The sequence below is a fragment of the Lysinibacillus capsici genome (assembly GCF_020217405.1).
GTDB classification, from domain to species: Bacteria; Bacillota; Bacilli; order Bacillales_A; family Planococcaceae; genus Lysinibacillus; species Lysinibacillus capsici.
Window position 1 is genome coordinate 4,095,335 of the sequence record NZ_CP084108.1, and the last position, 24,077, is coordinate 4,119,411.

At 41.6% G+C, this 24,077-nt stretch carries 19 protein-coding genes, 3 rRNA genes and 1 riboswitch; of the genes, 1 reads left to right on the forward strand and 21 read right to left on the reverse strand.

What is annotated here, in order from left to right; all coding sequences use genetic code 11:
* Nucleotides 1–5: 5 nt before the first annotated feature.
* From LCP48_RS20305 to LCP48_RS20320, 4 genes are all read right to left on the reverse strand, one after another.
* A complete protein-coding gene (locus LCP48_RS20305) occupies nt 6–695 on the reverse strand; it encodes a heptaprenylglyceryl phosphate synthase (protein ID WP_004225715.1) in 690 nt (229 codons plus the stop codon).
* A gap of 111 nt (nt 696–806) precedes the next feature.
* Nucleotides 807–1,127 carry a YerC/YecD family TrpR-related protein gene (locus LCP48_RS20310; RefSeq protein WP_004225717.1) on the reverse strand — a complete coding sequence of 107 codons (321 nt, stop codon included), beginning with the start codon at nt 1,125–1,127 and terminating at the stop codon, nt 807–809.
* Between the two features lie 15 nt (nt 1,128–1,142).
* A complete protein-coding gene (locus tag LCP48_RS20315; protein ID WP_004225719.1) occupies nt 1,143–2,198 on the reverse strand; it encodes a DUF3048 domain-containing protein in 1,056 nt (351 codons plus the stop codon).
* Nucleotides 2,199–2,267: 69 nt separating this feature from the next.
* Nucleotides 2,268–3,989, reverse strand: coding sequence for an adenine deaminase C-terminal domain-containing protein (locus tag LCP48_RS20320; RefSeq protein WP_004225722.1), 1,722 nt, complete (start codon nt 3,987–3,989; stop codon nt 2,268–2,270).
* A gap of 199 nt (nt 3,990–4,188) precedes the next feature.
* On the opposite strand from LCP48_RS20320, the gene LCP48_RS20325 reads away from it, so the two are divergent.
* On the forward strand, nt 4,189–4,614 hold the full coding sequence (locus LCP48_RS20325; RefSeq protein ID WP_004225724.1) for a YgaP-like transmembrane domain: 426 nt from the start codon (nt 4,189–4,191) through the stop codon (nt 4,612–4,614).
* 106 nt (nt 4,615–4,720) lie between these two features.
* On the opposite strand, the gene purD is transcribed toward LCP48_RS20325, so the two are convergent.
* The 17 genes from purD to LCP48_RS20410 all read right to left on the reverse strand — a co-directional run bounded on the left by purD (nt 4,721) and on the right by LCP48_RS20410 (nt 23,772).
* The gene (gene purD / locus LCP48_RS20330; RefSeq protein ID WP_004225727.1) at nt 4,721–5,977 is read right to left on the reverse strand and encodes a phosphoribosylamine--glycine ligase; all 1,257 of its coding nucleotides are present in this window, start codon (nt 5,975–5,977) and stop codon (nt 4,721–4,723) included.
* 81 nt (nt 5,978–6,058) lie between these two features.
* Nucleotides 6,059–7,585, reverse strand: a complete 1,527-nt coding sequence (gene purH / locus LCP48_RS20335; RefSeq protein WP_004225728.1) for a bifunctional phosphoribosylaminoimidazolecarboxamide formyltransferase/IMP cyclohydrolase — start codon at nt 7,583–7,585, stop codon at nt 6,059–6,061.
* Nucleotides 7,586–7,698: 113 nt separating this feature from the next.
* On the reverse strand, nt 7,699–8,268 hold the full coding sequence (purN, locus tag LCP48_RS20340) for a phosphoribosylglycinamide formyltransferase (protein WP_004225729.1): 570 nt from the start codon (nt 8,266–8,268) through the stop codon (nt 7,699–7,701).
* Nucleotides 8,268–9,323 carry a phosphoribosylformylglycinamidine cyclo-ligase gene (gene purM / locus LCP48_RS20345; protein ID WP_004225731.1) on the reverse strand — a complete coding sequence of 352 codons (1,056 nt, stop codon included), beginning with the start codon at nt 9,321–9,323 and terminating at the stop codon, nt 8,268–8,270. Before purM ends, purN begins: the two co-directional genes overlap by 1 nt.
* Before the next feature lie 84 nt (nt 9,324–9,407).
* Nucleotides 9,408–10,832, reverse strand: coding sequence for an amidophosphoribosyltransferase (gene purF, locus LCP48_RS20350; protein ID WP_004225733.1), 1,425 nt, complete (start codon nt 10,830–10,832; stop codon nt 9,408–9,410).
* Nucleotides 10,808–13,042: a phosphoribosylformylglycinamidine synthase subunit PurL gene (purL, locus tag LCP48_RS20355; RefSeq protein WP_004225735.1), complete on the reverse strand. Its 2,235-nt coding sequence runs from the start codon at nt 13,040–13,042 to the stop codon at nt 10,808–10,810. Before purL ends, purF begins: the two co-directional genes overlap by 25 nt.
* On the reverse strand, nt 13,029–13,712 hold the full coding sequence (gene purQ / locus LCP48_RS20360; protein ID WP_004225738.1) for a phosphoribosylformylglycinamidine synthase subunit PurQ: 684 nt from the start codon (nt 13,710–13,712) through the stop codon (nt 13,029–13,031). The genes purL and purQ overlap by 14 nt, the downstream gene beginning before the upstream one ends.
* Before the next feature lie 2 nt (nt 13,713–13,714).
* Nucleotides 13,715–13,963 (reverse strand): phosphoribosylformylglycinamidine synthase subunit PurS, encoded by a 249-nt coding sequence (purS, locus tag LCP48_RS20365; protein WP_004225741.1) that lies wholly within the window; start codon nt 13,961–13,963, stop codon nt 13,715–13,717.
* Between the two features lie 2 nt (nt 13,964–13,965).
* Nucleotides 13,966–14,676, reverse strand: coding sequence for a phosphoribosylaminoimidazolesuccinocarboxamide synthase (gene purC / locus LCP48_RS20370; RefSeq protein ID WP_004225744.1), 711 nt, complete (start codon nt 14,674–14,676; stop codon nt 13,966–13,968).
* Between the two features lie 129 nt (nt 14,677–14,805).
* Nucleotides 14,806–16,101 (reverse strand): adenylosuccinate lyase, encoded by a 1,296-nt coding sequence (gene purB / locus LCP48_RS20375; RefSeq protein ID WP_004225746.1) that lies wholly within the window; start codon nt 16,099–16,101, stop codon nt 14,806–14,808.
* 13 nt (nt 16,102–16,114) lie between these two features.
* On the reverse strand, nt 16,115–17,239 hold the full coding sequence (gene purK, locus LCP48_RS20380; RefSeq protein ID WP_004225748.1) for a 5-(carboxyamino)imidazole ribonucleotide synthase: 1,125 nt from the start codon (nt 17,237–17,239) through the stop codon (nt 16,115–16,117).
* Entirely contained in the window at nt 17,236–17,724 is a 489-nt protein-coding gene (gene purE / locus LCP48_RS20385) for a 5-(carboxyamino)imidazole ribonucleotide mutase (protein ID WP_004225751.1), read from the reverse strand. Before purE ends, purK begins: the two co-directional genes overlap by 4 nt.
* A gap of 214 nt (nt 17,725–17,938) precedes the next feature.
* A riboswitch (purine riboswitch) is annotated at nt 17,939–18,037 on the reverse strand.
* A gap of 93 nt (nt 18,038–18,130) precedes the next feature.
* Nucleotides 18,131–18,325: an NETI motif-containing protein gene (locus LCP48_RS20390; protein WP_004225753.1), complete on the reverse strand. Its 195-nt coding sequence runs from the start codon at nt 18,323–18,325 to the stop codon at nt 18,131–18,133.
* A 139-nt stretch (nt 18,326–18,464) separates the two neighbouring features.
* On the reverse strand, nt 18,465–18,731 hold the full coding sequence (locus tag LCP48_RS20395; protein ID WP_004225754.1) for a hypothetical protein: 267 nt from the start codon (nt 18,729–18,731) through the stop codon (nt 18,465–18,467).
* A 148-nt stretch (nt 18,732–18,879) separates the two neighbouring features.
* Nucleotides 18,880–18,995, reverse strand: a 5S ribosomal RNA gene (rrf, locus tag LCP48_RS20400).
* 115 nt (nt 18,996–19,110) lie between these two features.
* A 23S ribosomal RNA gene (locus LCP48_RS20405) occupies nt 19,111–22,038 on the reverse strand.
* Nucleotides 22,039–22,219: 181 nt separating this feature from the next.
* Nucleotides 22,220–23,772, reverse strand: a 16S ribosomal RNA gene (locus LCP48_RS20410).
* The 16S, 23S and 5S rRNA genes sit together here, the layout of an rRNA operon.
* Between the last annotated feature and the right edge of the window lie 305 nt (nt 23,773–24,077).

Genomic DNA, 24,077 nt, shown 5'->3' on the forward strand with positions numbered 1-24,077 from the left:
TAAAATTATAACGTATTTTTAACAGCCTTAACAGTCGCAAGTGCAGCTTTTAAATCTTCGTAAATAATATTTCCAACTACTACCGTATCAGCAATGCGTGCCATTACCTCTGCTTGCTTTGCAGATGTTATGCCACCACCGTAAAAGAGTTTGGTATGCTTCAGTTCGTTTTTCACAGCACTGACTACCTCTAGATTGCCATACATTCCACTGTACTCTAAATAAAAAACAGGCAGTTTAAAGAAATTCTCTGCCATGCGTGCATAAGCTACCACATCATCAATCGTTAAATCTGTTTTCGCACCCGTTACATGGGCTACTTTACAATCAGGATTTAAAATACAATATCCTTCCGCTACTAATTCATCCCATACCATAATATCACCGTATTCTTTAATAGCCTCATGATGTAAATTTTTAATCCATTTTGGATCATCACTATTTAATACCGTTGGGATGAAATAATAGTCGTAACCTGGTGTTACCGCATCAATCGTAGAAATTTCAAGCGCTATTGGCACCTCAAAACGACGCACTCGAACAAGTAAATCTAATACCCCATCCAACGTTACATTATCTGTTCCCCCAACTAAAATAACATCTGTCCCCGACTCGCAAATTTTTTCTAATGCTTCATCGGAAATGTCCTTCGCTGGATCTAGCTTGAACACATGTCTCCATTCCAAATAATCCATCTATGTTTACCACCTATCATTTTCTATCTATTCGTTTACAAGTATAGCTTATGATTCACGACAAAAAAATGAAAAAGACCGAGTAGAACTTCTACTCAGCCTTTTTTCTGACTATTCTTTTGGTGCTTGGAATGGTTTTTCATCTGGATACAAACGACCTAACATTTCATCATATGTATCATTCCCATAATCGAAGCAGCGACGCACGCGCGAAATAGTTGCAGTACTTGCCCCTGTTTCCTTTTTAATGGATTCGTAGGTTTTCTTTAATCGTAATAAATGTGCAACCTCAAAGCGTTGTGCCAACGATTGAATTTCACTAATCGTACATAAATCATCAAAAAACTTATAGCATTCCTCGATGTCCTTCAACTCTAACACTGCTTTAAATAATTGATCTGTTTGATGCCCCCGAATTTTTTCGATTTGCATGCAATTTTCCTCCCTTTAAGGCTGCGTTTTCACCATTGCTTGTAACCCTGGCGAAGATGGTACGAAATGAACCCACGACTTTCCTGGTACAAGCTTTACAGGATCCCCCGTTTGCTCTACAGCCATTGGTATTCCATTAACATTAGCCCACTTGACTTCCCTCAAATAGCCATTTTGAAATACATACGCATTTCCACCAGACGTTAAATCAATTGCTTGGCGACCAATATCATCGATTGTTTGGTGATCCATTTCGAAAAATAGAACATTTGCCAATGACACTGTTTCGCCTGTTAACATATCTTTTGTATCCACGCTAGCCGATTGTCGTTCATAGTGATTAGTTTGATGATCATACACATACGCGTTATGGAAATCTTCATTATTTCCGTAATAAATGTCAATTTGACTTGTTTCAATACCTATTTTACCACGTTCATCAGGTTCATAAAAAGCCTGAAGTACTTTTTCACTGTAATTCATTGAAGCGCCTACCATTTCAGCACCTTTTAGAATGTTGTCTGATGTAATATAGGAATTGTGTGGCGCAACGCGGTCGTTAGAACGTTTAAACAGAATACCATCATAAGCCATACCGTTGATATTGTCGACGATACGATGATCAAGCATTGTTTTCGCCTCCGGACTATAGCCATGTGCTACATAAAAGGCATCAAATCCCTTGGCCATATCGATAAAATAAGAGCGTGCACTACGAACCGGCCCAATATTTTCAGGCAGTTCACTTTGGTATACTGCTAAAAAGCGTGTCACATTACCTTCTGCAAGCATTTCATAAATAATATCAGCCGCAGCTAAGCCTGACTGTGGACGTGCCGCTGGATGATTATTAATGGTTACGATAATTGGTCGCTGTGTAATTTCTTCTTGTACAGCCTCCCCAGTAAGTGGTGCAACAAAAGCTGGTTGTTGCACAGGCTCCTCCACTACTGCTTCTTCCTCTACAATTGGTTCTTCATCCTCTTTGACTTTTGGTGTATCCTTTGAACATCCCCCGATCACCAAAGCACTAAATGCAAAAGCAATCCATAATTTTTTCGATTTGAACACAAGCATATCTCTCCTTTGAACAATTACACATATTTGTAATTGTTTAAACAACTGAAACACTTTCATGAATTAGCGCATAACAGCAGGTAATAATAACTTATTCTTCATCACATCGAAAATTCCTTGTGGTGTTATACGAATATATGGTAAATGAGTAGATTGTAAAAATAATAATGTATAAATGGCATCTCCTAATTGATAGCCTCTATCTGCTAAAGCTTGTTTTAAAGCCTTTTCTTTCTCTGTTAAAGTGAATACATCTCCATCATATAAAAGTCCACCAATTGTTAATGGTATATCCGCTATAACTTCTCCTTTTTCGACGAGAACAATACCACCATTCATTGCCTTCATTTCTTCGAAGGCTTTCATCATATCGTCTTTATTTTTTCCAATTAACAATATGTCACCTGTGTTCGAATAAGAGGATGCAAAGCCTTGGACATCTGTTGCAAATCCTTTAATCATTGTATTTACATGCCAGTTGCCTTTTCGATTAATGAGCATTAAATAGCACTCATCATGATTTGCCAATTGCCCTTCTTTAGCAATTAAAGAATTATAAGGCTTTGTAATCACATCATTAACTAATTGAATCCCAAACGGCATAGAAAACTGAAAATCCTGTGAATCTAATGAGAAATCTAAATCTAGAGCTGGGATGGCAGAATAATCAATTGTCGACATTCTATGCACCCGATCCCCATCACGCTTCAACCAGACACCCTTTGATAAGACACTTTCTGGAACAGGATGATACTCATCTTGTAAAATATTGAGTGAAGCAAAACGTCCTGTTGCGATAAAACCATGTAAATTAGACATGTTGTAATAACGTGCTACATTATAGGAAGCCATTTGGTAAGCATCAATAGGAGATACCCCTGCATCTAAAGCTACTTGAATGCATTTATCCATCACACCATCCTCATGGAATGAAGGTGTTGAACCGTCTGTTGTCATCATTAAATGATCAAAGATTGGAAGTTCTTTTTCTACTATTCCTTTTAGTAGATGTGGTAAATCTGGTCGAATGGAAGAATGACGTAAAGTTACAGCATAGCCCTGCATAATGCGACGCTCTACCTCTTCTACTGTCATTGCCTCATGATCACCATCAGCACCAAGCAGTTTCATGCGTGCCAATGTTCTTTCTGAAGCTCCAGGGAAATGTCCTTCAATTTTTTTTCCCAGTCCCTTAGCCATTTGCATACGATAAAGCATTTGATCGTCACCATGCAACAGCTTAGGCCAACCTGTCAACTCTCCACCAAGTAAGACATCACTTCGCTCTAACCACTCTAATATAGAAGTATTAGAGAAAACCTCTTCCTCTTGCTCCAATTCAGTTTGTGAGTCAAAGCGAGTCCACCAATAAAAAGAAAACGGTAGCTTTTTCAAACTCTCTAAAATTGAAAACGCTTTCTTATTTTCTAAATTTAAAACAAAGCTTAAATTATCCGAAATAAAAGTTGTTGTCCCAAGCTGACCACAAAAATCTGCAAATGACTGTGGATGATAAAGCTGGAATGGGTGTACATGTGGCTCAATATAGCCAGGTACGATTGTTTTTCCTGTACAATCCACCACTTCTGTTCCTTCTAATAAAGGAGGCATTCTGTCACCAGCATAGACAATGCGATCTCCCAAAATCCAAATGTTTCCTACTATGAATTGCTTTAACATACTATGCAAATAACGTGCATTCTTCAGCACGATATCTGGTGCCTTTTTCCCATCGATTACTGCTAATTGTTGACGTAATTTTGTTATTTTCCATACTGGATCCATGCTATTCGCTCCTTCCTAAATTACGTAATTTTTCATTGTGTAAATCCAACTTGAAATCACATACTACTACTGCATAAACGCATATTTTCATAAAAATTATGCTTTATGCAATCATCTTGTTTCAATCGTAACACAGCACTTTCATAAAGCAAAGTGCACCTCGCTTATTTTTTCCACAATGACTAAAGGAGGAAGTATGATGATGCAGCAAGCAAATTTAAGCGAAAAGAATGCATTTTGTCGTTTTGCCATGGGGACGAGTTTGACCGCATTTGGTATCGCTAAAGTTTCTAGAAATCCTAATTGTACAAAAGGTCGATTAATGATTGCATTAGGTGCCATGAAAATGGCCGAAGGACTTTTTAAATATTGTCCAACGAAAGCAGTTTTAAGCTCCAATATGCAGAATGCCATGAACACCTCTATGCAAAGTATGTTCAGCGGGCAAAATTCTATGTCTACTGAACAAATCGATAAGCTCATGAAGGATTTTTCCTCTGCTATAGCTGGTAATTCTTCAAGTTCACAAGCCACTGTTTCAAAACAATCTGACACCAGCACTTCAACTCAAAATTCCTCAAAGAGTAGCGATTCTTCAACGAATAAAGCTCAGAATCCTTCTTAGTCAAAGGAGCCGTCCCAATCTATTATTGAGACGGCTCTTACCTCTTACGTTTTGAAACAACAAGAGGTTTCAAAAGACGATAAAAAATATTTAGTGAAGATAATAATTACTTAAATGTACGCCAGCCAATATCTTTACGGAAGAAAAAGTGATTCCATGTTTCCGTTGCAATACCTTCATAAACCTTTTCCTGTGCTTCTTGTAAAGTAGCTGCTTTTGCACCAACTAACAGTACACGTCCACCATTACCAACGAATTGACCGTCTACTAATTTTGTACCTGCATGGAAAACTGCAAGAGATGTCGAAAGTGCCTCTAAATTTGGTAATACCTTACCTTTTTCAACGTCTCCTGGATAACCCTCTGCAGCAATGACTACACCAAGCATTGCTTCTTCTGACCATTGTAAATCAAAAGGCTGTTCATCCATTAACGCCATCATAAATGCACCAAAATCTGAAACCATACGTGGCAATACAACTTGCGTTTCTGGATCACCAAAACGAGCATTAAACTCTATAACCTGAGGACCTTTCTTCGTTAAAATTAACCCTGCGTATAAAATACCTGTAAAGGAAGCACCATCTGCCTCCATCCCTTTAACAGTTGGTTCTACAATAGTTTGAAATGCAATATCTACTACCTCTTGTGGAATTTGTGGTACTGGTGAATAAGCACCCATACCTCCTGTATTTGGTCCTTTATCACCGTCATAAGCTCGTTTATGATCTTGTGCAATAACCATCGGATAAATTTGTCCTTTGTGTACAAAAGACATAAAGGAGAATTCTTCACCGTCTAAAAATTCCTCAACGACAACTCGTGAAGAGGATTCACCAAAACGTTGGTTTCCAATCATATCCTCTACAGCTTCAATTGCTTCTTCCTCTGTCATTGCCACGACAACGCCCTTACCAGCTGCTAAACCATCAGCCTTAATGACAATAGGTGCCCCTTGTTCTTTAATATAGGCTATTGCTTTTTCTGCTTCAGTAAATGTTTCATGTGCTGCTGTAGGAATATTATATTTATTCATAATTTCTTTCGCATAGGATTTACTGCTTTCTATTTGAGCAGCAACTTTTGTAGGACCGAATATACGTAAACCTCTAGCTGTAAAGAAATCGACAATGCCTTCAGCAAGCGGCTGTTCTGGGCCAACAAATGTTAATGCAATATCATTTTCCTTGGCAAATTGAGCGAGACCTGCGAAATCCATTGTATCAATAGCAACAACTTCTACTTCGCCTTGCATCCCATCATTTCCTGGCGCTACGAACACGTTGTTTACTGATGGAGAAATGCTAAATTGTTTAGCGATTGCATGCTCACGGCCACCGCTTCCGATTACTAATACATTCATTTTAGAGAATCCTCCTCTTTGTAAGTAAGACCGAGATGAACCAACATCTCGGTCTGTTTTCATTTCTATATAATTCAACAATTAATGTTTAAAATGACGTACACCTGTGAATACCATTGCAATGCCGTATTCATTTGCTTTATCAATGGAATCTTGATCTTTAATGGAACCACCTGGTTGAATAATTGCTGTAATTCCTGCAGCTGCTGCCGCCTCCACAGTATCGCTCATTGGGAAAAATGCATCTGATGCTAATGCAGCACCTTTCGCTTTTTCTCCAGCTTGTTCAAAGGCAATTTTAGCTGCACCTACACGATTCATTTGCCCTGCGCCAACCCCAAGTGTCATTTGAGAATCTGTTACAACAATCGCATTCGATTTCACATGTTTGACAACAGACCAACCAAGTTGCAATGCTTCCCATTCTTGCTCTGTTGGTTCTCGATCTGTCACCACTTTAATATCCGCATTGCCAAAGCCATAACGATCTGGCTCCTGTACAAGAAGGCCACCCTCAACTGATACTACATTGAATGCATCCTGTTTCGCTTGCTCGAAAGGAATTGTTAGTAAGCGGATATTTTTCTTTTTCGTTAAAATATCTAATGCTTCTTGTGAGAAAGCAGGTGCAATAATAATTTCTAGGAAAATATGACTTAGCTTCTCAGCAGTTGCAGCATCCACTTCCATATTTAATGCGATAATACCGCCAAAAATAGATGTTGGATCTGCTTCATATGCTTTATCGAATGCTGCCTCTAACGTGACACCAGTGCCAACACCACATGGATTCATATGTTTCACCGCTACAGCAGCTGGCATTTCAAATTCTTTTACAATTTGCAATGCTGCATTACCATCTTGAATATTATTATAAGATAATTCTTTCCCGTGTAATTGTGTAGCATAAGCTAATGAAAAGTCAGAGCCAAGACGCTTTTGGTAGAAGGCCGCTTTTTGGTGAGGGTTTTCGCCATAGCGTAAATTTTGCTTTAATTCATATGTCATCGTTAAGCTCTCTGGGAACTCTTCTTCAGTCAGGTAGTTCGAAATATAAGAATCATAAGCGGCTGTGTGACGGAAAACTTTCGCAGCTAGTTTACGACGTGTTTCAATTGTTGTGGCACCGTCTGCTTTAAGTTCCTCTAATACTGTTGCATAGTCATTGCTGTCCACGATTACTGTAACATATTGATGGTTTTTTGCAGCAGAACGTAACATTGTTGGTCCACCGATATCAATGTTTTCAATTGCATCATCCCAAGTTACATTAGGCTTTGAAATTGTTTCAACAAACGGATAGAGATTAACACAAACAATTTCAATTGGCTCAATTCCATGCTCATTCATCTGTGCCTGATGAGAGACATCATCAAACTTTCCTAATAGACCACCGTGAATCATTGGATTTAAAGTTTTCACACGACCATCTAAAATTTCAGGAAACTTCGTAACTTCATCTACTGCTGTTACAGCTACCGCATTATCCTGTAACATTTTTTTTGTACCGCCAGTTGATAAAATTTCATAACCTAATGCTACTAATTCCTTTGCAAATTCTAAAATACCATCTTTATTGGAAACACTGATTAATGCACGTTTTGTCACAACAATATCCTCCTAATTTTTATCGTGCTGTCCACGAACTGACTTGCTTCAATAGATTAATAGAGTTAGGTCTTACTTGTTGAGTAGGATTCTCGACCTAACTCCTTTTTCAGTTACTGTAATAATTGCTGTAATGCCTTTGTATATAATAAATGCTCTTGTTTATGAATTTCAGCTTCTGTTGCTTCGCGATTTCCTTCAATGACAGGTACCGCTGCCTGAGCGATAATTGGTCCCGTATCCATTCCTTCATCAACAAAATGCACTGTGACACCTGTTATTTTCACACCATGATTAATGGCTTGTCCAATAGCGTCCTTTCCAGGAAAGGCAGGCAATAGGGACGGGTGAATATTAACAATTCGCTGTGGAAAGGCTGCTAATAATACGTCACTGATTAAACGCATATACCCAGCAAGCACAATCCATTTCACATCACACTCATGTAAAGCTTCGATAATTGCTGTCTCATAAGCTGACTTTGAGACAAACTCTTTTGGATTCAATGCTAACACTGGAATCCCAAAGTTTTCAGCACGCGTTACTACAAATGCTCCAGGCTTATCTGTGACCACTAGTGCGACCTTTGCATGGAGTTCACCACGTTCAATGGCCTCTTGAATGGCTTGAAAATTGCTACCGCTACCTGACGCGAACACGGCTATTTTTGTTGGTGCAGTCATTACACTAAACTCCCATCATGTGAGCCATTAAATACTACTCCGTCACCTTTAATAACACGTCCGATTGTATAAGTCTTTTCACCATTTGCTTCAACTGCAGCGATTACTTTATCAGCTTCAGTTTCTGGTACAGCTATTACAAAGCCAATACCCATGTTAAACACATTATATAAATCTTTATCTTCTAGCTGACCCTTATCTTTTAGGAATTCAAAAATACGTAATACAGGCCAAGAACCTAAGTCGATTTCCGTTGCTAGTCCCTCTGGCATCATGCGTGGTAGATTTTCATAGAAACCGCCACCTGTAACATGTGCACAGCCATGTACATCTGCTGCCTTTAAAGCTGCTAGCACCGGTTTAGCATATAGCTTTGTTGGCACGAGAAGCGCCTCACCGATTGGGCCTAGATCTTCATAGCCTTCTACAATAGCATCCACAGCATATTGATGATCTGCAAAGACAATTTTACGCACTAAAGAATAACCGTTTGAATGTACACCACTTGATGCAATCCCAATAAGTACATCGCCTTCTACGATTTCTTCACCTGTTACGATAGCAGACTTTTCACAAGCACCTACCGCAAAGCCAGCTAGATCATATTCATCTTCTTCATAAAGTCCAGGCATTTCCGCAGTTTCGCCACCTATTAGGGCCGCACCTGATTGCACACAGCCATCTGCAACACCTTTGACAATTTGTTCGATTTTTGCAGGCTCTGCTTTTCCAAGAGCTACGTAATCTAAAAAGTACAGCGGTTCTGCTCCTTGAGCAACAATATCATTTACACACATTGCTACACAGTCCACACCGATTGTATCGTGCTTGTCTACCATGAAGGCTAGCTTTAGCTTTGTTCCAACACCATCTGTCCCCGAAATAAGAACAGGTTCTTTAAGATTCAGTTCTGACAAGTCAAACATGCCACCAAAACCACCAAATGTCCCCATTACACCCAGACGGTTCGTACGTTCAACATGAGACTTCATTCGTTTTACGGCTTCATAGCCCGCTTCAATATTTACACCTGCTTGTTCATATGCCTTTGACACGCAGAGTTCCTCCTTATCATCCAAGTCGCCTAAGTTTCCTAGATAGAAATGACTGTAAGACACTAATTTGTTGCGATGTTGTTCTTAACGTAATAATTCTTTTTCATGTGGCAAAATCGTATCCGGGAAAATCTCTGTTGGATATTTGCCTGTAAAGCATGCAAGACAAAGTCCTCGGTTTTCATCTTCGTATGGTCGTGCAATTGTTTCTACCATCCCCTCAACAGAAAGGAATGTCAGAGAGTCTGCACCAATTGCTTCACGAATTTCATCTACATTATGACTAGAAGCAATTAGTTCTTCATGCGTTGATGTATCAATGCCATAATAACAAGGATTTGTCATCGGCGGTGATGAAATCACAACATGAACTTCCGCTGCACCAGCATCTTTTAGCATTTTGACAATGCGACGAGATGTTGTACCACGAACGATAGAATCATCAACCATTACTACTTTTTTTCCTTTTACGACTTGAACAACAGGTGAAAGTTTCATTTTCACACCACGTTCACGTAGCTCCTGTGTCGGCTGAATAAACGTACGACCAACATAACGGTTTTTAATAAGACCTAATTCATAAGGGATTCCACTTTCTTCTGCAAAACCAATCGCTGCGGAAATACTTGAATCAGGAACACCTGTTACAACATCTGCTTCAATATGCGCACACTCACGAGCAAGCTGTTTACCCATACGTTTTCGTGCCATATGAACGTTAATACCATCAATATCCGAATCAGGACGTGCTAAATAAACATATTCCATCGCACACATCGAACGTTTATCCATATCAGCAAAACGATCTGATTTCACGCCCTCATCATTAATAATGATTAATTCACCTGGTTCTACCGAACGAACAAATTCTGCACCAATTAAATCGAATGCACAAGTTTCAGAAGCTACCACCCAGCCATCTCCTAGCTTTCCAAGAGATAGTGGACGTAAACCATGTGGATCACGTGCAACAAGCATTTCATCCTTTGTCATAATTAAGAAAGAATAGGCACCCTTTAAAAGAGATAGGGCATTTTTTACCTTCGCACGGAATGGTGAATGCGAACTTTTCTTAATAAGATGCGCCAACACTTCTGTATCAGAGCTAGAGTGGAAAATGCTACCTTGTCGCTCTAAATATTGCTTTAAATGTGTCGCATTGACTAAGTTACCGTTATGGGCAATTGAAAGGCTACCAGTTGAGGAGTGGAATAATAATGGCTGTACATTTTCAATACCGCCACCACCAGCAGTCGTATAACGAACATGCGCAATAGCTGCTTTGCCGTTCACTGCTTTTAATTTATCTTCGTTGAAAACATCATTAACTAGTCCTTCGCCTTTCACCGCGCGAAGATGCTGTCCGTCTGAAACGACAATTCCAGCACCTTCTTGTCCACGGTGTTGAAGAGCATGAAGCCCGTAATAGCTAAGGTGTGCTGGATTTGGGTTACCCCAAATACCAAACACCCCACATTCTTCGTTTAAGCCTCTGAGTTCAGCAAGCATGGGATTGCTCCTTTCCAATTAGAACGGAATTCCTCCACTGTACCTTCTACAAGCACACCTTTGTCCCCGTTGATTTTCACAAGTGCATCGTTTGTTACGACACCAATTTTTTGAGCATCTTTCATGATTTCTACAAATGCTGCCGCATTTTCTTCTTTAACTGTGACAACAAAACGAGATTGACTCTCACTGAATAGCGCAGTTGTTGCAGAGCCTGTTAATGTTACATCCACACCAAGACCGTTAGCACCAAATGTTGTTTCAGCAATCGCCACAGCTAGACCTCCCTCTGCTACATCATGCGCAGATTGAACAAGACCTGCTTTAATCGCCTTTAATAAAGCTTGCTGACGTGTCGCTTCAACCTCTAAATCAATAGCTGGCGCTTTCCCTGAAATAACACCATTATTTAAAAGTTTTTGAAGCTCTGAACCACCAAATTCTGTTTTTGTCTCACCAATGACAAAGACAAGATCTCCTGCTGCCTTTACATCCTGTGTCGTTACATGCGCTAAGTCTTCAATAAGACCAACCATACCAATTGTCGGTGTTGGATACACCGCTTCACCTGAACGTTCATTATAAAGAGAAACGTTACCTCCGATTACTGGAGCATTTAATGCCGTACAAGCTGCCGAAATACCATCCGCAGATTTTTCAATTTGCCAGAAGATTTCTGGTTTCTCTGGATTACCGAAGTTTAAGCAGTCTGTAATCGCAAGTGGCGTACCACCAGTTGCCACGATATTACGAGCTGCTTCGGCTACTGCGATAGCACCACCCACTTCTGGATCTAAATAGATATAACGTGAGTTACAGTCTGTTGTCATTGCCAACCCTTTATTTGTGCCACGTACTCGAATAACAGCAGCGTCAGAGCCTGGTTTAACAACTGTTGATGTACGTACCTGATAATCATATTGATCGTATACCCATTCTTTAGAAGCAATTGTCGGTGCTTTTAATAAAGCAATTAGTGTTTCTTTGTAATCAGTCACAGCAGGTTCAGTGTTTTCGATTGCTTGGAACTGAGCATAGTATGCAGGTTCCGCAGATGGTTTATGATAAACAGGTGCATCTTCTGCTAATGCGTCTGCAGGTACCTCTGCCACTACTTGTCCTTTGTGTAGCAGACGAAGCATTTTATCATCTGTAACGCGACCAATCGCTACTGCATCTAAATCGTATTTATCGAAAATCGCTTTAATTTCCTCTTCGCGACCTTTTTTCACCACTAAAAGCATACGTTCTTGAGACTCAGACAACATCATTTCATACGCTGACATTCCTGTTTCACGCTGAGGCACTAAGTCTAAGTTCATTTCTACACCAGAACCAGCCTTTGAAGCCATTTCTGCTGAAGAAGACGTAAGACCAGCTGCACCCATATCTTGAATACCAACTAGAGCATCCGATTTTACAACCTCTAAACAAGCTTCAAGTAAAAGCTTCTCCATAAATGGATCTCCAACTTGTACTGCTGGACGTTGGTTTTCTGATTCCTCAGTTAATTCCTCAGAGGCGAATGTTGCACCATGAATACCATCACGGCCTGTTTTCGCTCCAACATACATCACTGTATTACCTACTCCAGCTGCAATGCCTCGTTGAATATCCTTATGATCAATTAAACCAACACACATAGCATTCACAAGAGGATTACCTTCATAGCAAGGATCAAATTGAATTTCGCCACCTACTGTTGGGATTCCGATACAGTTACCATATCCTGCGATTCCCGCTACTACTTCTTCAAATAGATATTTACCACGTGCTGACTTTAATTCACCAAAGCGTAAGGAGTTTAACATAGCGATTGGACGTGCACCCATTGAGAAAACGTCACGGATAATACCACCCACACCCGTTGCAGCCCCTTGATAAGGTTCGATTGCAGATGGATGGTTATGTGATTCCATTTTAAACACTACTGCTTGTTCGTCACCAATGTCAACAATACCTGCACCTTCACCTGGTCCTTGTAATACCTGAGGCCCTTTAGTAGGGAATTTACGTAGTACTGGCTTTGAATTTTTGTACGAGCAGTGTTCAGACCACATTACTGAGAAAAGACCTGTCTCTGTCCAGTTAGGTAGACGTCCTAAAATACCTTCTACCATTGCAAATTCTTCGTCTGACATCCCCATTCCAGCGTATAGCTTCTCATCTTTAATCTGCTGTGCTGTTGGCTCAAACTTAGTTGTTGACATGATTTTCCCTCCACTGCTTCACGATTGATTTAAATACTGCTAGACCGTCTGCGCCGCCCACCAGTGCATCAACAGCTCGCTCTGGGTGTGGCATCATCCCTAATACATTGCCGCGCTCGTTTATAATCCCTGCGATATCTTCTAAAGAACCGTTTGGATTGTCACCTGAGTATGTGAATACGATTTGATTATTATCTTTTAGTGTTTGTAAAGTTTCCTCGTCACAGTAGTAGTTACCTTCACCATGTGCGATTGGAATATTGATGATTTGACCTTGCTCATATTGATTTGTGAATAATGTATTGTTGTTTTCAACTTTAAGCTGCACTGTACGGCACATAAATTTTAAGTTTTTATTGCGCAATAAAGCTCCTGGCAATAAACCTGCTTCTGTTAGGATTTGGAAGCCATTACATACACCTAATACAGGTTTACCAGCATCTGCTGCCTTCTTAACTTCTGTCATAATGTTAGATTGATTAGCCATTGCACCACAACGAAGATAATCCCCATAGGAGAATCCTCCAGGTACTAATACACCATCAAAACCACTTAGATCTGTTGCTGTATGCCATACATATTCTACTTCTTCACCTAGCTCGTCTTTAATCGCATGATACATATCGATGTCACAGTTTGACCCAGGGAATACGAGTACTGCGAATTTCATGATTAAATAGCCTCCTCGACTTCGTAACGGTAGTCTTCAATTACAACGTTCGTTAAAACCTTTTCACACATTTCTTTTACTAGAGTATCAATGTCACGTTCTGAATCTTTAATTGATAGTTCAAGATATTTACCGATACGTAAATCTTCTACTTCACCGTAGCCCATCTTCGCTAAAGAACCTTGTACTGCAGAGCCTTGAGGATCAAGAATGCTCTCACGTAATGTTACATAGATTTTTACTTTTTTCATTGTTATTTGCCTCCGAGTCTAGAAAGTATAATAGTATAAACTTCAGTTAAATTACCAAGGTCACGACGAAAAACATCTTTGTCTAACTTTTGCTTCGTTGTTGCATCCCAAAGTCGGCATGTATCTGGTGAAATTTCATCTGCCAATAATACATGACCATCCATATCACGGCCAAACTCTAATTTAAAATCAATCAATGTCACATTGACATCTGCAAAGATCGGCTGTAGCACTTTGTTAACGGCTAATGCACCATCATAAATAGCTGTTACTTCAGTTGGTGTGGCAAGTCCAAGAACATCAATATGTTCTGTCGTAATAAGTGGGTCGCCTAAATCATCGTCTTTATAATAAAATTCAACGATTGGTCGTTTTAAAGGTGTCCCTTCTTCAAGACCTAGACGCTTTGCTAAACTTCCAGCAGCAATATTACGAACAACTACCTCAATCGGAATAATTTCTACTTTTTTTACAAGTTGTTGTGTATCGGATAATTGTTTTACGAAATGTGACGCAATTCCGTTAGCTTGTAATTTTTCGAAAATTAATGAAGTAATGCGATTATTTAAAATGCCCTTACCTTCAATTTCCTCTTTCTTTTCACCATTGAATGCTGTTGCACTATCCTTGTACTCAACAAGTAGCACATTTGGCTCCTCTGTTGTGAACAATTTTTTTGCTTTACCTTCATACAAAAGTTGACCTTTAGTCATTTCGTTTTCCCCCTGATATTATGAGATACGCTTGTAATAATGTTCAGAATTGAACCGTATCTCTACGATTCAACTCTGAAACTTTTTACTGGTGGCTCTAACATTTATTAGTAGATGGCTAAATAAATATTAGTTAAGTCCTAGTCGTTCAAAAATCATATCAACATGCTGTAAGTGGTAGTTGTAATCAAAACAATCATCCAACTCTTCTTTTGTTAAATAAGATGTGATTTTTTCACTTGCATCGACTAATGTACGGAACTGAACTTGCTCGTCCCAAGCCTGCATTGCTAAAGGTTGTACTGTATCATAAGCTTCTTCACGTACTAGTCCTTTATCAATCAATGCTAGTAAGATGCGTTGAGAATAAATAAGACCAAATGTACGATCCATATTACGTTTCATGTTCTCAGGGAATACTGTTAAGTTTTTCACAATATTACCGAAGCGATTTAGCATATAGTTCAGAGTAATAGTTGCATCCGGTAAAATAACACGCTCTGCAGATGAATGTGAAATATCACGTTCATGCCATAAAGCGACATTTTCATAAGCAGTCACCATATAACCTCGCATTAAACGAGACATACCAACCATGTTTTCAGAACCGATTGGATTACGCTTATGTGGCATTGCTGATGATCCTTTTTGACCTTTTGCAAAAGCTTCCTCCACTTCACGTGTTTCAGATTTCTGTAGTCCACGAATTTCTGTTGCGAATTTTTCAATTGAAGTAGCGATTAAAGCTAATGCACCTAAATACTGAGCATGGCGGTCACGCTGTAATGTTTGTGTTGAAATCGGTGAAGCTGCAAGGCCTAATTTGTCGCAAACATATTGCTCAACACGAGGATCGATATTGGCATATGTTCCAACAGCTCCAGACATTTTTCCTGTTTCAATTACTTTGGCAGCTGCTTCAAAACGTTCAAGGTTACGCTTCATTTCCTCATACCATAAACCAAGTTTCAAACCGAAAGTTGTTGGTTCAGCATGAACACCATGTGTGCGTCCCATCATAACTGTATGTTTATGTTCTTTTGCCTTAGTAGCAATAATATCAATGAAATTTACGATATCTTTTCGTAAAATATCATTTGCTTGTTTGATTAAATAAGAAAGTGCTGTATCTACTACGTCCGTAGAAGTTAAACCATAATGTACCCATTTGCGCTCTTCTCCAAGTGTTTCAGAAACAGCACGAGTAAAGGCTACAACGTCATGACGAGTTTCTTGTTCAATTTCTAATATACGATTCACATCAAATGAAGCATTTTCGCGAATTTTAGCAACATCCTCTTTAGGGATATCTCCTAACTCTGCCCATGCTTCACAAGCTAAAATTTCAACCTCTAGCCAAGCTTGGTATTTATTTTGTTCTGTCCAAATTGCGCCCATTTCGGGTCTTGTGTAACGTTCAATCATCGCGTATCTCCTTCTATTCTGACCAAATGCCAGAACTCTCGATTTGTTGTAGTGTAGCTTCTAAATCTTTTGTCATAATCGTCACATGGCCCATTTTACGGTTGACCTTAGCTTCAGCTTTCCCATAAAGATGTATGGACCATTCAGGATATTTAGCAATTGAGTTACTGAGTGGCACGACATGCTGCCCTAATACATTGACCATAATGGATGGTGCCCATAGTTGTGGCTTACGTAACGGCCATCCACAAACAGCACGAATATGCTGATGGAATTGTGAAACATTACATGCTTCAATTGAATAGTGACCAGAATTATGAGGTCTTGGTGCTAATTCATTGATAACAATACTACCATCTTCTAATACAAACATTTCTACCGCTAGCGTTCCTACTAAATGTAAATAATCTGCAATTTTCAAAGCTTCCCGTTCTGCAGCTTGAGCTGTGCTTTCAGTTATGCGAGCAGGTACTATTGTCTCGTGAAGAATATGATGAACATGAATGTTCTCTCCAACTGGCTGGCAATACGATTCACCATGACCATTTCTTTGAACAATGACCGATACTTCCTTTACGAAAGGAACAAATCCTTCTGCAATACATTGCGAATGCGTGAATAATTCTTTCGCTAAAGGCAAATCTTCAGTTGATTTTAAAAGCTGCTGTCCCTTGCCATCATAACCACCTCTTGCTGTTTTGACTATACAAGGATAACCAATCGAATCAATATTGGCTACTAATTCTTCATAAGTTTTTGCAACAATATATGGTGCTACTGGGCAACCAGCTTTCACAATAGCTTCTTTCTCTGTTATACGGTTTTGTGTAATACGTACCAACTCTGCTCCTTGAGGAACATAAGCCATTTGTGATAAACGCTTTAAGCCTTCATAATCAATATTTTCAAATTCATATGTGATAATATCACTTACTTCTGCAAGTTCTTCTAAAGCAGCTTCATCATCATATGGAGCTACAATGCGAATATCTGCTACCTGCCCACAAGGTGAGTCCATTGCTGGTTCAAGAACAGCCACTTTAAAACCAGACTCCTTTGCAGCAAGTGCCATCATTCGACCAAGTTGTCCTCCACCGATAATGCCTATCGTTTGTCCAGGATAAATAATCTTCGTCACACTAAGTCACCTGTACTTTCTAATACTTGCTGCTTTGTTGCTTCACGTCTAGCATCTAATTTATTAGCAAGCTCGGCATCTGTTGTTGACAAAATTTGAGCTGCAAGTAACCCTGCATTCGTCGCTCCTGCTTTGCCAATCGCTACAGTTGCTACAGGCACGCCACCAGGCATTTGAACGATGGATAATAGTGAATCAAGTCCATTAAGTGCACGTGATTGAACAGGTACACCGATGACAGGTAGTGTTGTTTTAGCTGCTACCATTCCTGGTAAATGTGCGGCACCGCCTGCTCCAGCAATAATTACTTGTATTCCTCGCTCGCGAGCTGCCTCTGCATATTCAAACATTAAATCAGGTGTACGATGTGCAGATACAACTTTCTTTTCGTACGGTACTTGTAATTCATCTAAAATATCACATGCATGTTTCATTGTTTCCCAGTCACTTGAACTACCCATAATGACACCGATTTTCGGATTCATAAATTGTCGCTCCTTTTAAACGATAGAAAAATGATCAATTATTTATTGTGCTAGCCTCTATTTGAATAGCTACTGCAATTCTTATTTACAAAGAAAATCCCCAAATAAACTACTCTCTACCGGTACACGTGAAAGCAGTTTACTTGAGGATTATTCGGACAAGGTCGTCTCAATGTACATAGAACATAGCTGTACAAAGACCTTCTCACCATACGCCAAAAGTGCTTTCCCGCATAGTCCAGCATTTACGGTGCCGGGTAGAGACACTAGAGCCAATCCTCTAGCATATATGTGGGATCTATTTGTTTTTCCTTCTCACATTTTAACAAGGGATTGTCTTATCGTCAATCCAAAAATGCGAACATTTTTTATTAGGTCGAAAAAAATGTTCGGTTTTTAGTCAAAATCATTCGATATCTTGAGCAGGTATACCTTTAAACTGAATTTTTTGGCGCAGATAAGCTGGCTCACCATCTACGATATGAAAAAGTGGCTCTTCTTTTCGTCCTATGACCATAAAGCCTTCTTTCCGCATTCTTGCCAAACAATCCTCGATTGACTCGTTTTCCTGTACCTCATACCAAATTTGCTTTTTTCCCAACTTTTTCTTCCTTTCCATTGTACATATTCATTCACAATCAATTTGTAATTCATTATACCTTTTGTTGTTTACAGAAGTATGTAAGAACTTAAATAAATAGAAAAAACTGCAGATTCCTCTCCGCAGTTTTAATGAATGCTCATGGAACATAAAATGCCTTTAAATAGATACAAAAAAATAATAGCATTAGGAACAAATGAAGGACAACAAGAACCGTACGATATCCTTTGATGCCAAATAGGGCACTGGTGATGCCTACACCACCTAAAATAAACGGTATAAACATATTTACACGATAGAGAAATGTAAAAAGATTTCCATACCATTTGGTTGAATCGTAGCCAAACATAAAGAATATAAGTAGTAGACTTGTGATCGAAATCGCAGAAAAAATGTTCTGCCTCATTTTGATTCCTCCATTATTAAATCCAGAATGTATCTAGGTGAAAGAATTTTCGTTTAAATCCACTTGAAAATATTAAATATATTATAGCATTTTATGAATAGTTCACAAAATAAAAAAAGTCATGGAATAGATCCATGACTTTATAATTGCCTAGCGACGTCCTACTCTCACAGGGGGAAGCCCCCAACTACCATCGGCGCTAAAGAGCTTAACTTCCGTGTTCGGTATGGGAACGGGTGTGACCTCTTTGCCATCATCACTAGACTTTTATTCGACCTCCAATACACGGCGTATTACGGCGTCTTGAAGCTCTCTTTTTTGTTGAAAGAATTATTCTTTCAAAACTGGATAAACGGTGCATTGAATGTTTCAAACTTTTTTGGTTAAGTCCTCGATCGATTAGTATTCGTCAGCTCCATGTGTCACCACACTTCCACCTCGAACCTATCTACCTCATCGTCTTTGAGGGATCTTACTTACTTGCGTAATGGGAAATCTCATCTTGAGGGGGGCTTCATGCTTAGATGCTTTCAGCACTTATCCCGTCCACACATAGCTACCCAGCGATGCCTTTGGCAAGACAACTGGTACACCAGCGGTGTGTCCATCCCGGTCCTCTCGTACTAAGGACAGCTCCTCTCAAATTTCCTACGCCCACGACGGATAGGGACCGAACTGTCTCACGACGTTCTGAACCCAGCTCGCGTACCGCTTTAATGGGCGAACAGCCCAACCCTTGGGACCGACTACAGCCCCAGGATGCGATGAGCCGACATCGAGGTGCCAAACCTCCCCGTCGATGTGGACTCTTGGGGGAGATAAGCCTGTTATCCCCGGGGTAGCTTTTATCCGTTGAGCGATGGCCCTTCCATGCGGAACCACCGGATCACTAAGCCCGTCTTTCGACCCTGCTCGACTTGTAGGTCTCGCAGTCAAGCTCCCTTGTGCCTTTACACTCTACGAATGATTTCCAACCATTCTGAGGGAACCTTTGGGCGCCTCCGTTACCTTTTAGGAGGCGACCGCCCCAGTCAAACTGTCCGCCTGACACTGTCTCCTGCCCCGCTAAGGGGCATGGGTTAGAATTTCAATACAACCAGGGTAGTATCCCACCGACGCCTCCTTCGAAGCTGGCGCTCCGAGATCTCTGGCTCCTACCTATCCTGTACAAGTTGTACCAAAATTCAATATCAGGCTACAGTAAAGCTCCACGGGGTCTTTCCGTCCTGTCGCGGGTAACCTGCATCTTCACAGGTACTATAATTTCACCGAGTCTCTCGTTGAGACAGTGCCCAGATCGTTACGCCTTTCGTGCGGGTCGGAACTTACCCGACAAGGAATTTCGCTACCTTAGGACCGTTATAGTTACGGCCGCCGTTTACTGGGGCTTCAATTCGCAGCTTCGCTTGCGCTAACCACTCCTCTTAACCTTCCAGCACCGGGCAGGCGTCAGCCCCTATACGTCACCTTACGGTTTTGCAGAGACCTGTGTTTTTGCTAAACAGTCGCCTGGGCCTATTCACTGCGGCTCTCATGCGCTTGCACGCTCAAGAGCACCCCTTCTCCCGAAGTTACGGGGTCATTTTGCCGAGTTCCTTAACGAGAGTTCTCTCGCACACCTTAGGATTCTCTCCTCGACTACCTGTGTCGGTTTGCGGTACGGGCACCTCTCACCTCGATAGAGGCTTTTCTTGGCAGTGTGAAATCAGGAACTTCGTCCATACGGACTCGCCATCACAGCTCAACGTTACAGTGTGCGGATTTGCCTACACACACGCCTTACTGCTTGGACGCGCACAACCAACGGCGCGCTTACCCTATCCTACTGCGTCCCCCCATTTCTCAAACGGTGAGGAGGTGGTACAGGAATATCAACCTGTTGTCCATCGCCTACGCCTATCGGCCTCGGCTTAGGTCCCGACTAACCCTGAGCGGACGAGCCTTCCTCAGGAAACCTTAGTCATACGGTGGACGGGATTCTCACCCGTCTTTCGCTACTCATACCGGCATTCTCACTTCTAAGCGCTCCACCAGTCCTTCCGGTCTGACTTCAACGCACTTAGAACGCTCTCCTACCACTGACATCGTAGATGTCAATCCACAGCTTCGGTGAATCGTTTAGCCCCGATACATTTTCGGCGCAGCGTCACTCGACCAGTGAGCTATTACGCACTCTTTAAATGATGGCTGCTTCTAAGCCAACATCCTGGTTGTCTGTGCAACGCCACATCCTTTTCCACTTAACGATTACTTTGGGACCTTAGCTGGTGGTCTGGGCTGTTTCCCTTTTGACTACGGATCTTATCACTCGCAGTCTGACTCCCGTGTATAAATATCTGGCATTCGGAGTTTGTCTGAATTCGGTAAACCGGGATGGCCCCCTAGTCCAAACAGTGCTCTACCTCCAGTATTCTCATCACGAGGCTAGCCCTAAAGCTATTTCGGAGAGAACCAGCTATCTCCAAGTTCGATTGGAATTTCTCCGCTACCCACACCTCATCCCCGCACTTTTCAACGTGCGTGGGTTCGGGCCTCCAGTAAGTGTTACCTCACCTTCACCCTGGACATGGGTAGATCACCTGGTTTCGGGTCTACGACCACGTACTACTTCGCCCTATTCAGACTCGCTTTCGCTGCGGCTCCGCCTTCTAAAGCTTAACCTTGCACGTAATCGTAACTCGCCGGTTCATTCTACAAAAGGCACGCTATCACCCATTAACGGGCTCTAACTACTTGTAGGCACACGGTTTCAGGATCTCTTTCACTCCCCTTCCGGGGTGCTTTTCACCTTTCCCTCACGGTACTGGTTCACTATCGGTCACTAGGTAGTATTTAGCCTTGGGAGATGGTCCTCCCGGATTCCGACGGAATTTCACGTGTTCCGCCGTACTCAGGATCCACTCAGGAGAGAACGAACTTTCGACTACAGGGCTTTTACCTGCTCTGGCGGACCTTTCCAAGTCGCTTCATCTAACTCGCTCTTTTGTAACTCCGTATTGAGTGTCCTACAACCCCAAGAGGCAAGCCTCTTGGTTTGGGCTCTTCCCGTTTCGCTCGCCGCTACTCAGGGAATCGATTTTTCTTTCTCTTCCTCCAGGTACTTAGATGTTTCAGTTCCCTGGGTCTGCCTTCAAGACGCTATGTATTCACGTCAAGATACTACGCGATTAAACGTAGTGGGTTCCCCCATTCGGAAATCTCCGGATCAAAGCTCACTTACAGCTCCCCGAAGCATATCGGTGTTAGTGCCGTCCTTCTTCGGCTCCTAGTGCCAAGGCATTCGCCGTGCGCCCTTAATAACTTAACCAAGTTATTAAGCCTATAAAAAAACTTAAAAAATAAATGTGTTTGTTACAATTTCAATGTCGTTTTATCCAGTTTTCAAAGAACAAGTTTTGAAGTGTTTCATTCAGAAGAATGAACCTTCAAAACTGAACGCAAAACGTAATCTTACAAACCCAAGGTTTGTATTCCGAAAGTATCCTTAGAAAGGAGGTGATCCAGCCGCACCTTCCGATACGGCTACCTTGTTACGACTTCACCCCAATCATCTATCCCACCTTCGGCGGCTGGCTCCAAAAGGTTACCTCACCGACTTCGGGTGTTACAAACTCTCGTGGTGTGACGGGCGGTGTGTACAAGGCCCGGGAACGTATTCACCGCGGCATGCTGATCCGCGATTACTAGCGATTCCGGCTTCATGTAGGCGAGTTGCAGCCTACAATCCGAACTGAGAACGACTTTATCGGATTAGCTCCCTCTCGCGAGTTGGCAACCGTTTGTATCGTCCATTGTAGCACGTGTGTAGCCCAGGTCATAAGGGGCATGATGATTTGACGTCATCCCCACCTTCCTCCGGTTTGTCACCGGCAGTCACCTTAGAGTGCCCAACTAAATGATGGCAACTAAGATCAAGGGTTGCGCTCGTTGCGGGACTTAACCCAACATCTCACGACACGAGCTGACGACAACCATGCACCACCTGTCACCGTTGCCCCCGAAGGGGAAACTATATCTCTACAGTGGTCAACGGGATGTCAAGACCTGGTAAGGTTCTTCGCGTTGCTTCGAATTAAACCACATGCTCCACCGCTTGTGCGGGCCCCCGTCAATTCCTTTGAGTTTCAGTCTTGCGACCGTACTCCCCAGGCGGAGTGCTTAATGCGTTAGCTGCAGCACTAAGGGGCGGAAACCCCCTAACACTTAGCACTCATCGTTTACGGCGTGGACTACCAGGGTATCTAATCCTGTTTGCTCCCCACGCTTTCGCGCCTCAGCGTCAGTTACAGACCAGAAAGTCGCCTTCGCCACTGGTGTTCCTCCAAATCTCTACGCATTTCACCGCTACACTTGGAATTCCACTTTCCTCTTCTGCACTCAAGTCCCCCAGTTTCCAATGACCCTCCACGGTTGAGCCGTGGGCTTTCACATCAGACTTAAAGGACCGCCTGCGCGCGCTTTACGCCCAATAATTCCGGACAACGCTTGCCACCTACGTATTACCGCGGCTGCTGGCACGTAGTTAGCCGTGGCTTTCTAATAAGGTACCGTCAAGGTACAGCCAGTTACTACTGTACTTGTTCTTCCCTTACAACAGAGTTTTACGATCCGAAAACCTTCTTCACTCACGCGGCGTTGCTCCATCAGGCTTTCGCCCATTGTGGAAGATTCCCTACTGCTGCCTCCCGTAGGAGTCTGGGCCGTGTCTCAGTCCCAGTGTGGCCGATCACCCTCTCAGGTCGGCTACGCATCGTCGCCTTGGTGAGCCGTTACCTCACCAACTAGCTAATGCGCCGCGGGCCCATCCTATAGCGACAGCGAGATGCCGTCTTTCAGTCTTTCACCATGAAGTAAAAGAGATTATTCGGTATTAGCCCCGGTTTCCCGGAGTTATCCCAAACTATAGGGTAGGTTGCCCACGTGTTACTCACCCGTCCGCCGCTAACGTCAAAGGAGCAAGCTCCTTTTCTGTTCGCTCGACTTGCATGTATTAGGCACGCCGCCAGCGTTCGTCCTGAGCCAGGATCAAACTCTCCATAAAAGAAATTTGATTAGCTCAAATTGTTTTGCTGTCATCATGTTTGATGTCCAAAATTGTGTTTCGTTCACTAGCAAAGCTAGCTACTTAAAACTTTATTGATTACGTTTTGCTTGTTCAGTTTTCAAGGTTCATTTACTAGTTACACTAAGTAACTTTTTATAATTTAACATAATGTCAACTTGTTGTCAACTGTTTATGTTAATATTTTTAAGTTGTTCGTTTGTTTCGTAACAACGTTTTTAAATATATCATCACAAATTCAAGTTTGCAAGTGTTTCATTAAAGTAAAACTATTCGCATTATTT

Coding starts and splice junctions, on each gene's coding strand:
- purC (WP_004225744.1), bottom strand. CDS start 14,676: ATGACTAAAGGTCAACTTTTGTATGAAGGTAAAGCAAAAAAATTGTTC.
- LCP48_RS20320 (WP_004225722.1), bottom strand. CDS start 3,989: ATGGATCCAGTATGGAAAATAACAAAATTACGTCAACAATTAGCAGTA.
- LCP48_RS20395 (WP_004225754.1), bottom strand. CDS start 18,731: ATGAGGCAGAACATTTTTTCTGCGATTTCGATCACAAGTCTACTACTT.
- purF (WP_004225733.1), bottom strand. CDS start 10,832: ATGCTTGCTGAACTCAGAGGCTTAAACGAAGAATGTGGGGTGTTTGGT.
- purB (WP_004225746.1), bottom strand. CDS start 16,101: ATGATTGAACGTTACACAAGACCCGAAATGGGCGCAATTTGGACAGAA.
- LCP48_RS20310 (WP_004225717.1), bottom strand. CDS start 1,127: ATGCAAATCGAAAAAATTCGGGGGCATCAAACAGATCAATTATTTAAA.
- LCP48_RS20305 (WP_004225715.1), bottom strand. CDS start 695: ATGGATTATTTGGAATGGAGACATGTGTTCAAGCTAGATCCAGCGAAG.
- LCP48_RS20325 (WP_004225724.1), top strand. CDS start 4,189: ATGATGCAGCAAGCAAATTTAAGCGAAAAGAATGCATTTTGTCGTTTT.
- purD (WP_004225727.1), bottom strand. CDS start 5,977: ATGAATGTATTAGTAATCGGAAGCGGTGGCCGTGAGCATGCAATCGCT.
- purN (WP_004225729.1), bottom strand. CDS start 8,268: ATGACTGCACCAACAAAAATAGCCGTGTTCGCGTCAGGTAGCGGTAGC.
- purL (WP_004225735.1), bottom strand. CDS start 13,042: ATGTCAACAACTAAGTTTGAGCCAACAGCACAGCAGATTAAAGATGAG.
- purE (WP_004225751.1), bottom strand. CDS start 17,724: ATGAATCCGAAAATCGGTGTCATTATGGGTAGTTCAAGTGACTGGGAA.
- purS (WP_004225741.1), bottom strand. CDS start 13,963: ATGAAAAAAGTAAAAATCTATGTAACATTACGTGAGAGCATTCTTGAT.
- purQ (WP_004225738.1), bottom strand. CDS start 13,712: ATGAAATTCGCAGTACTCGTATTCCCTGGGTCAAACTGTGACATCGAT.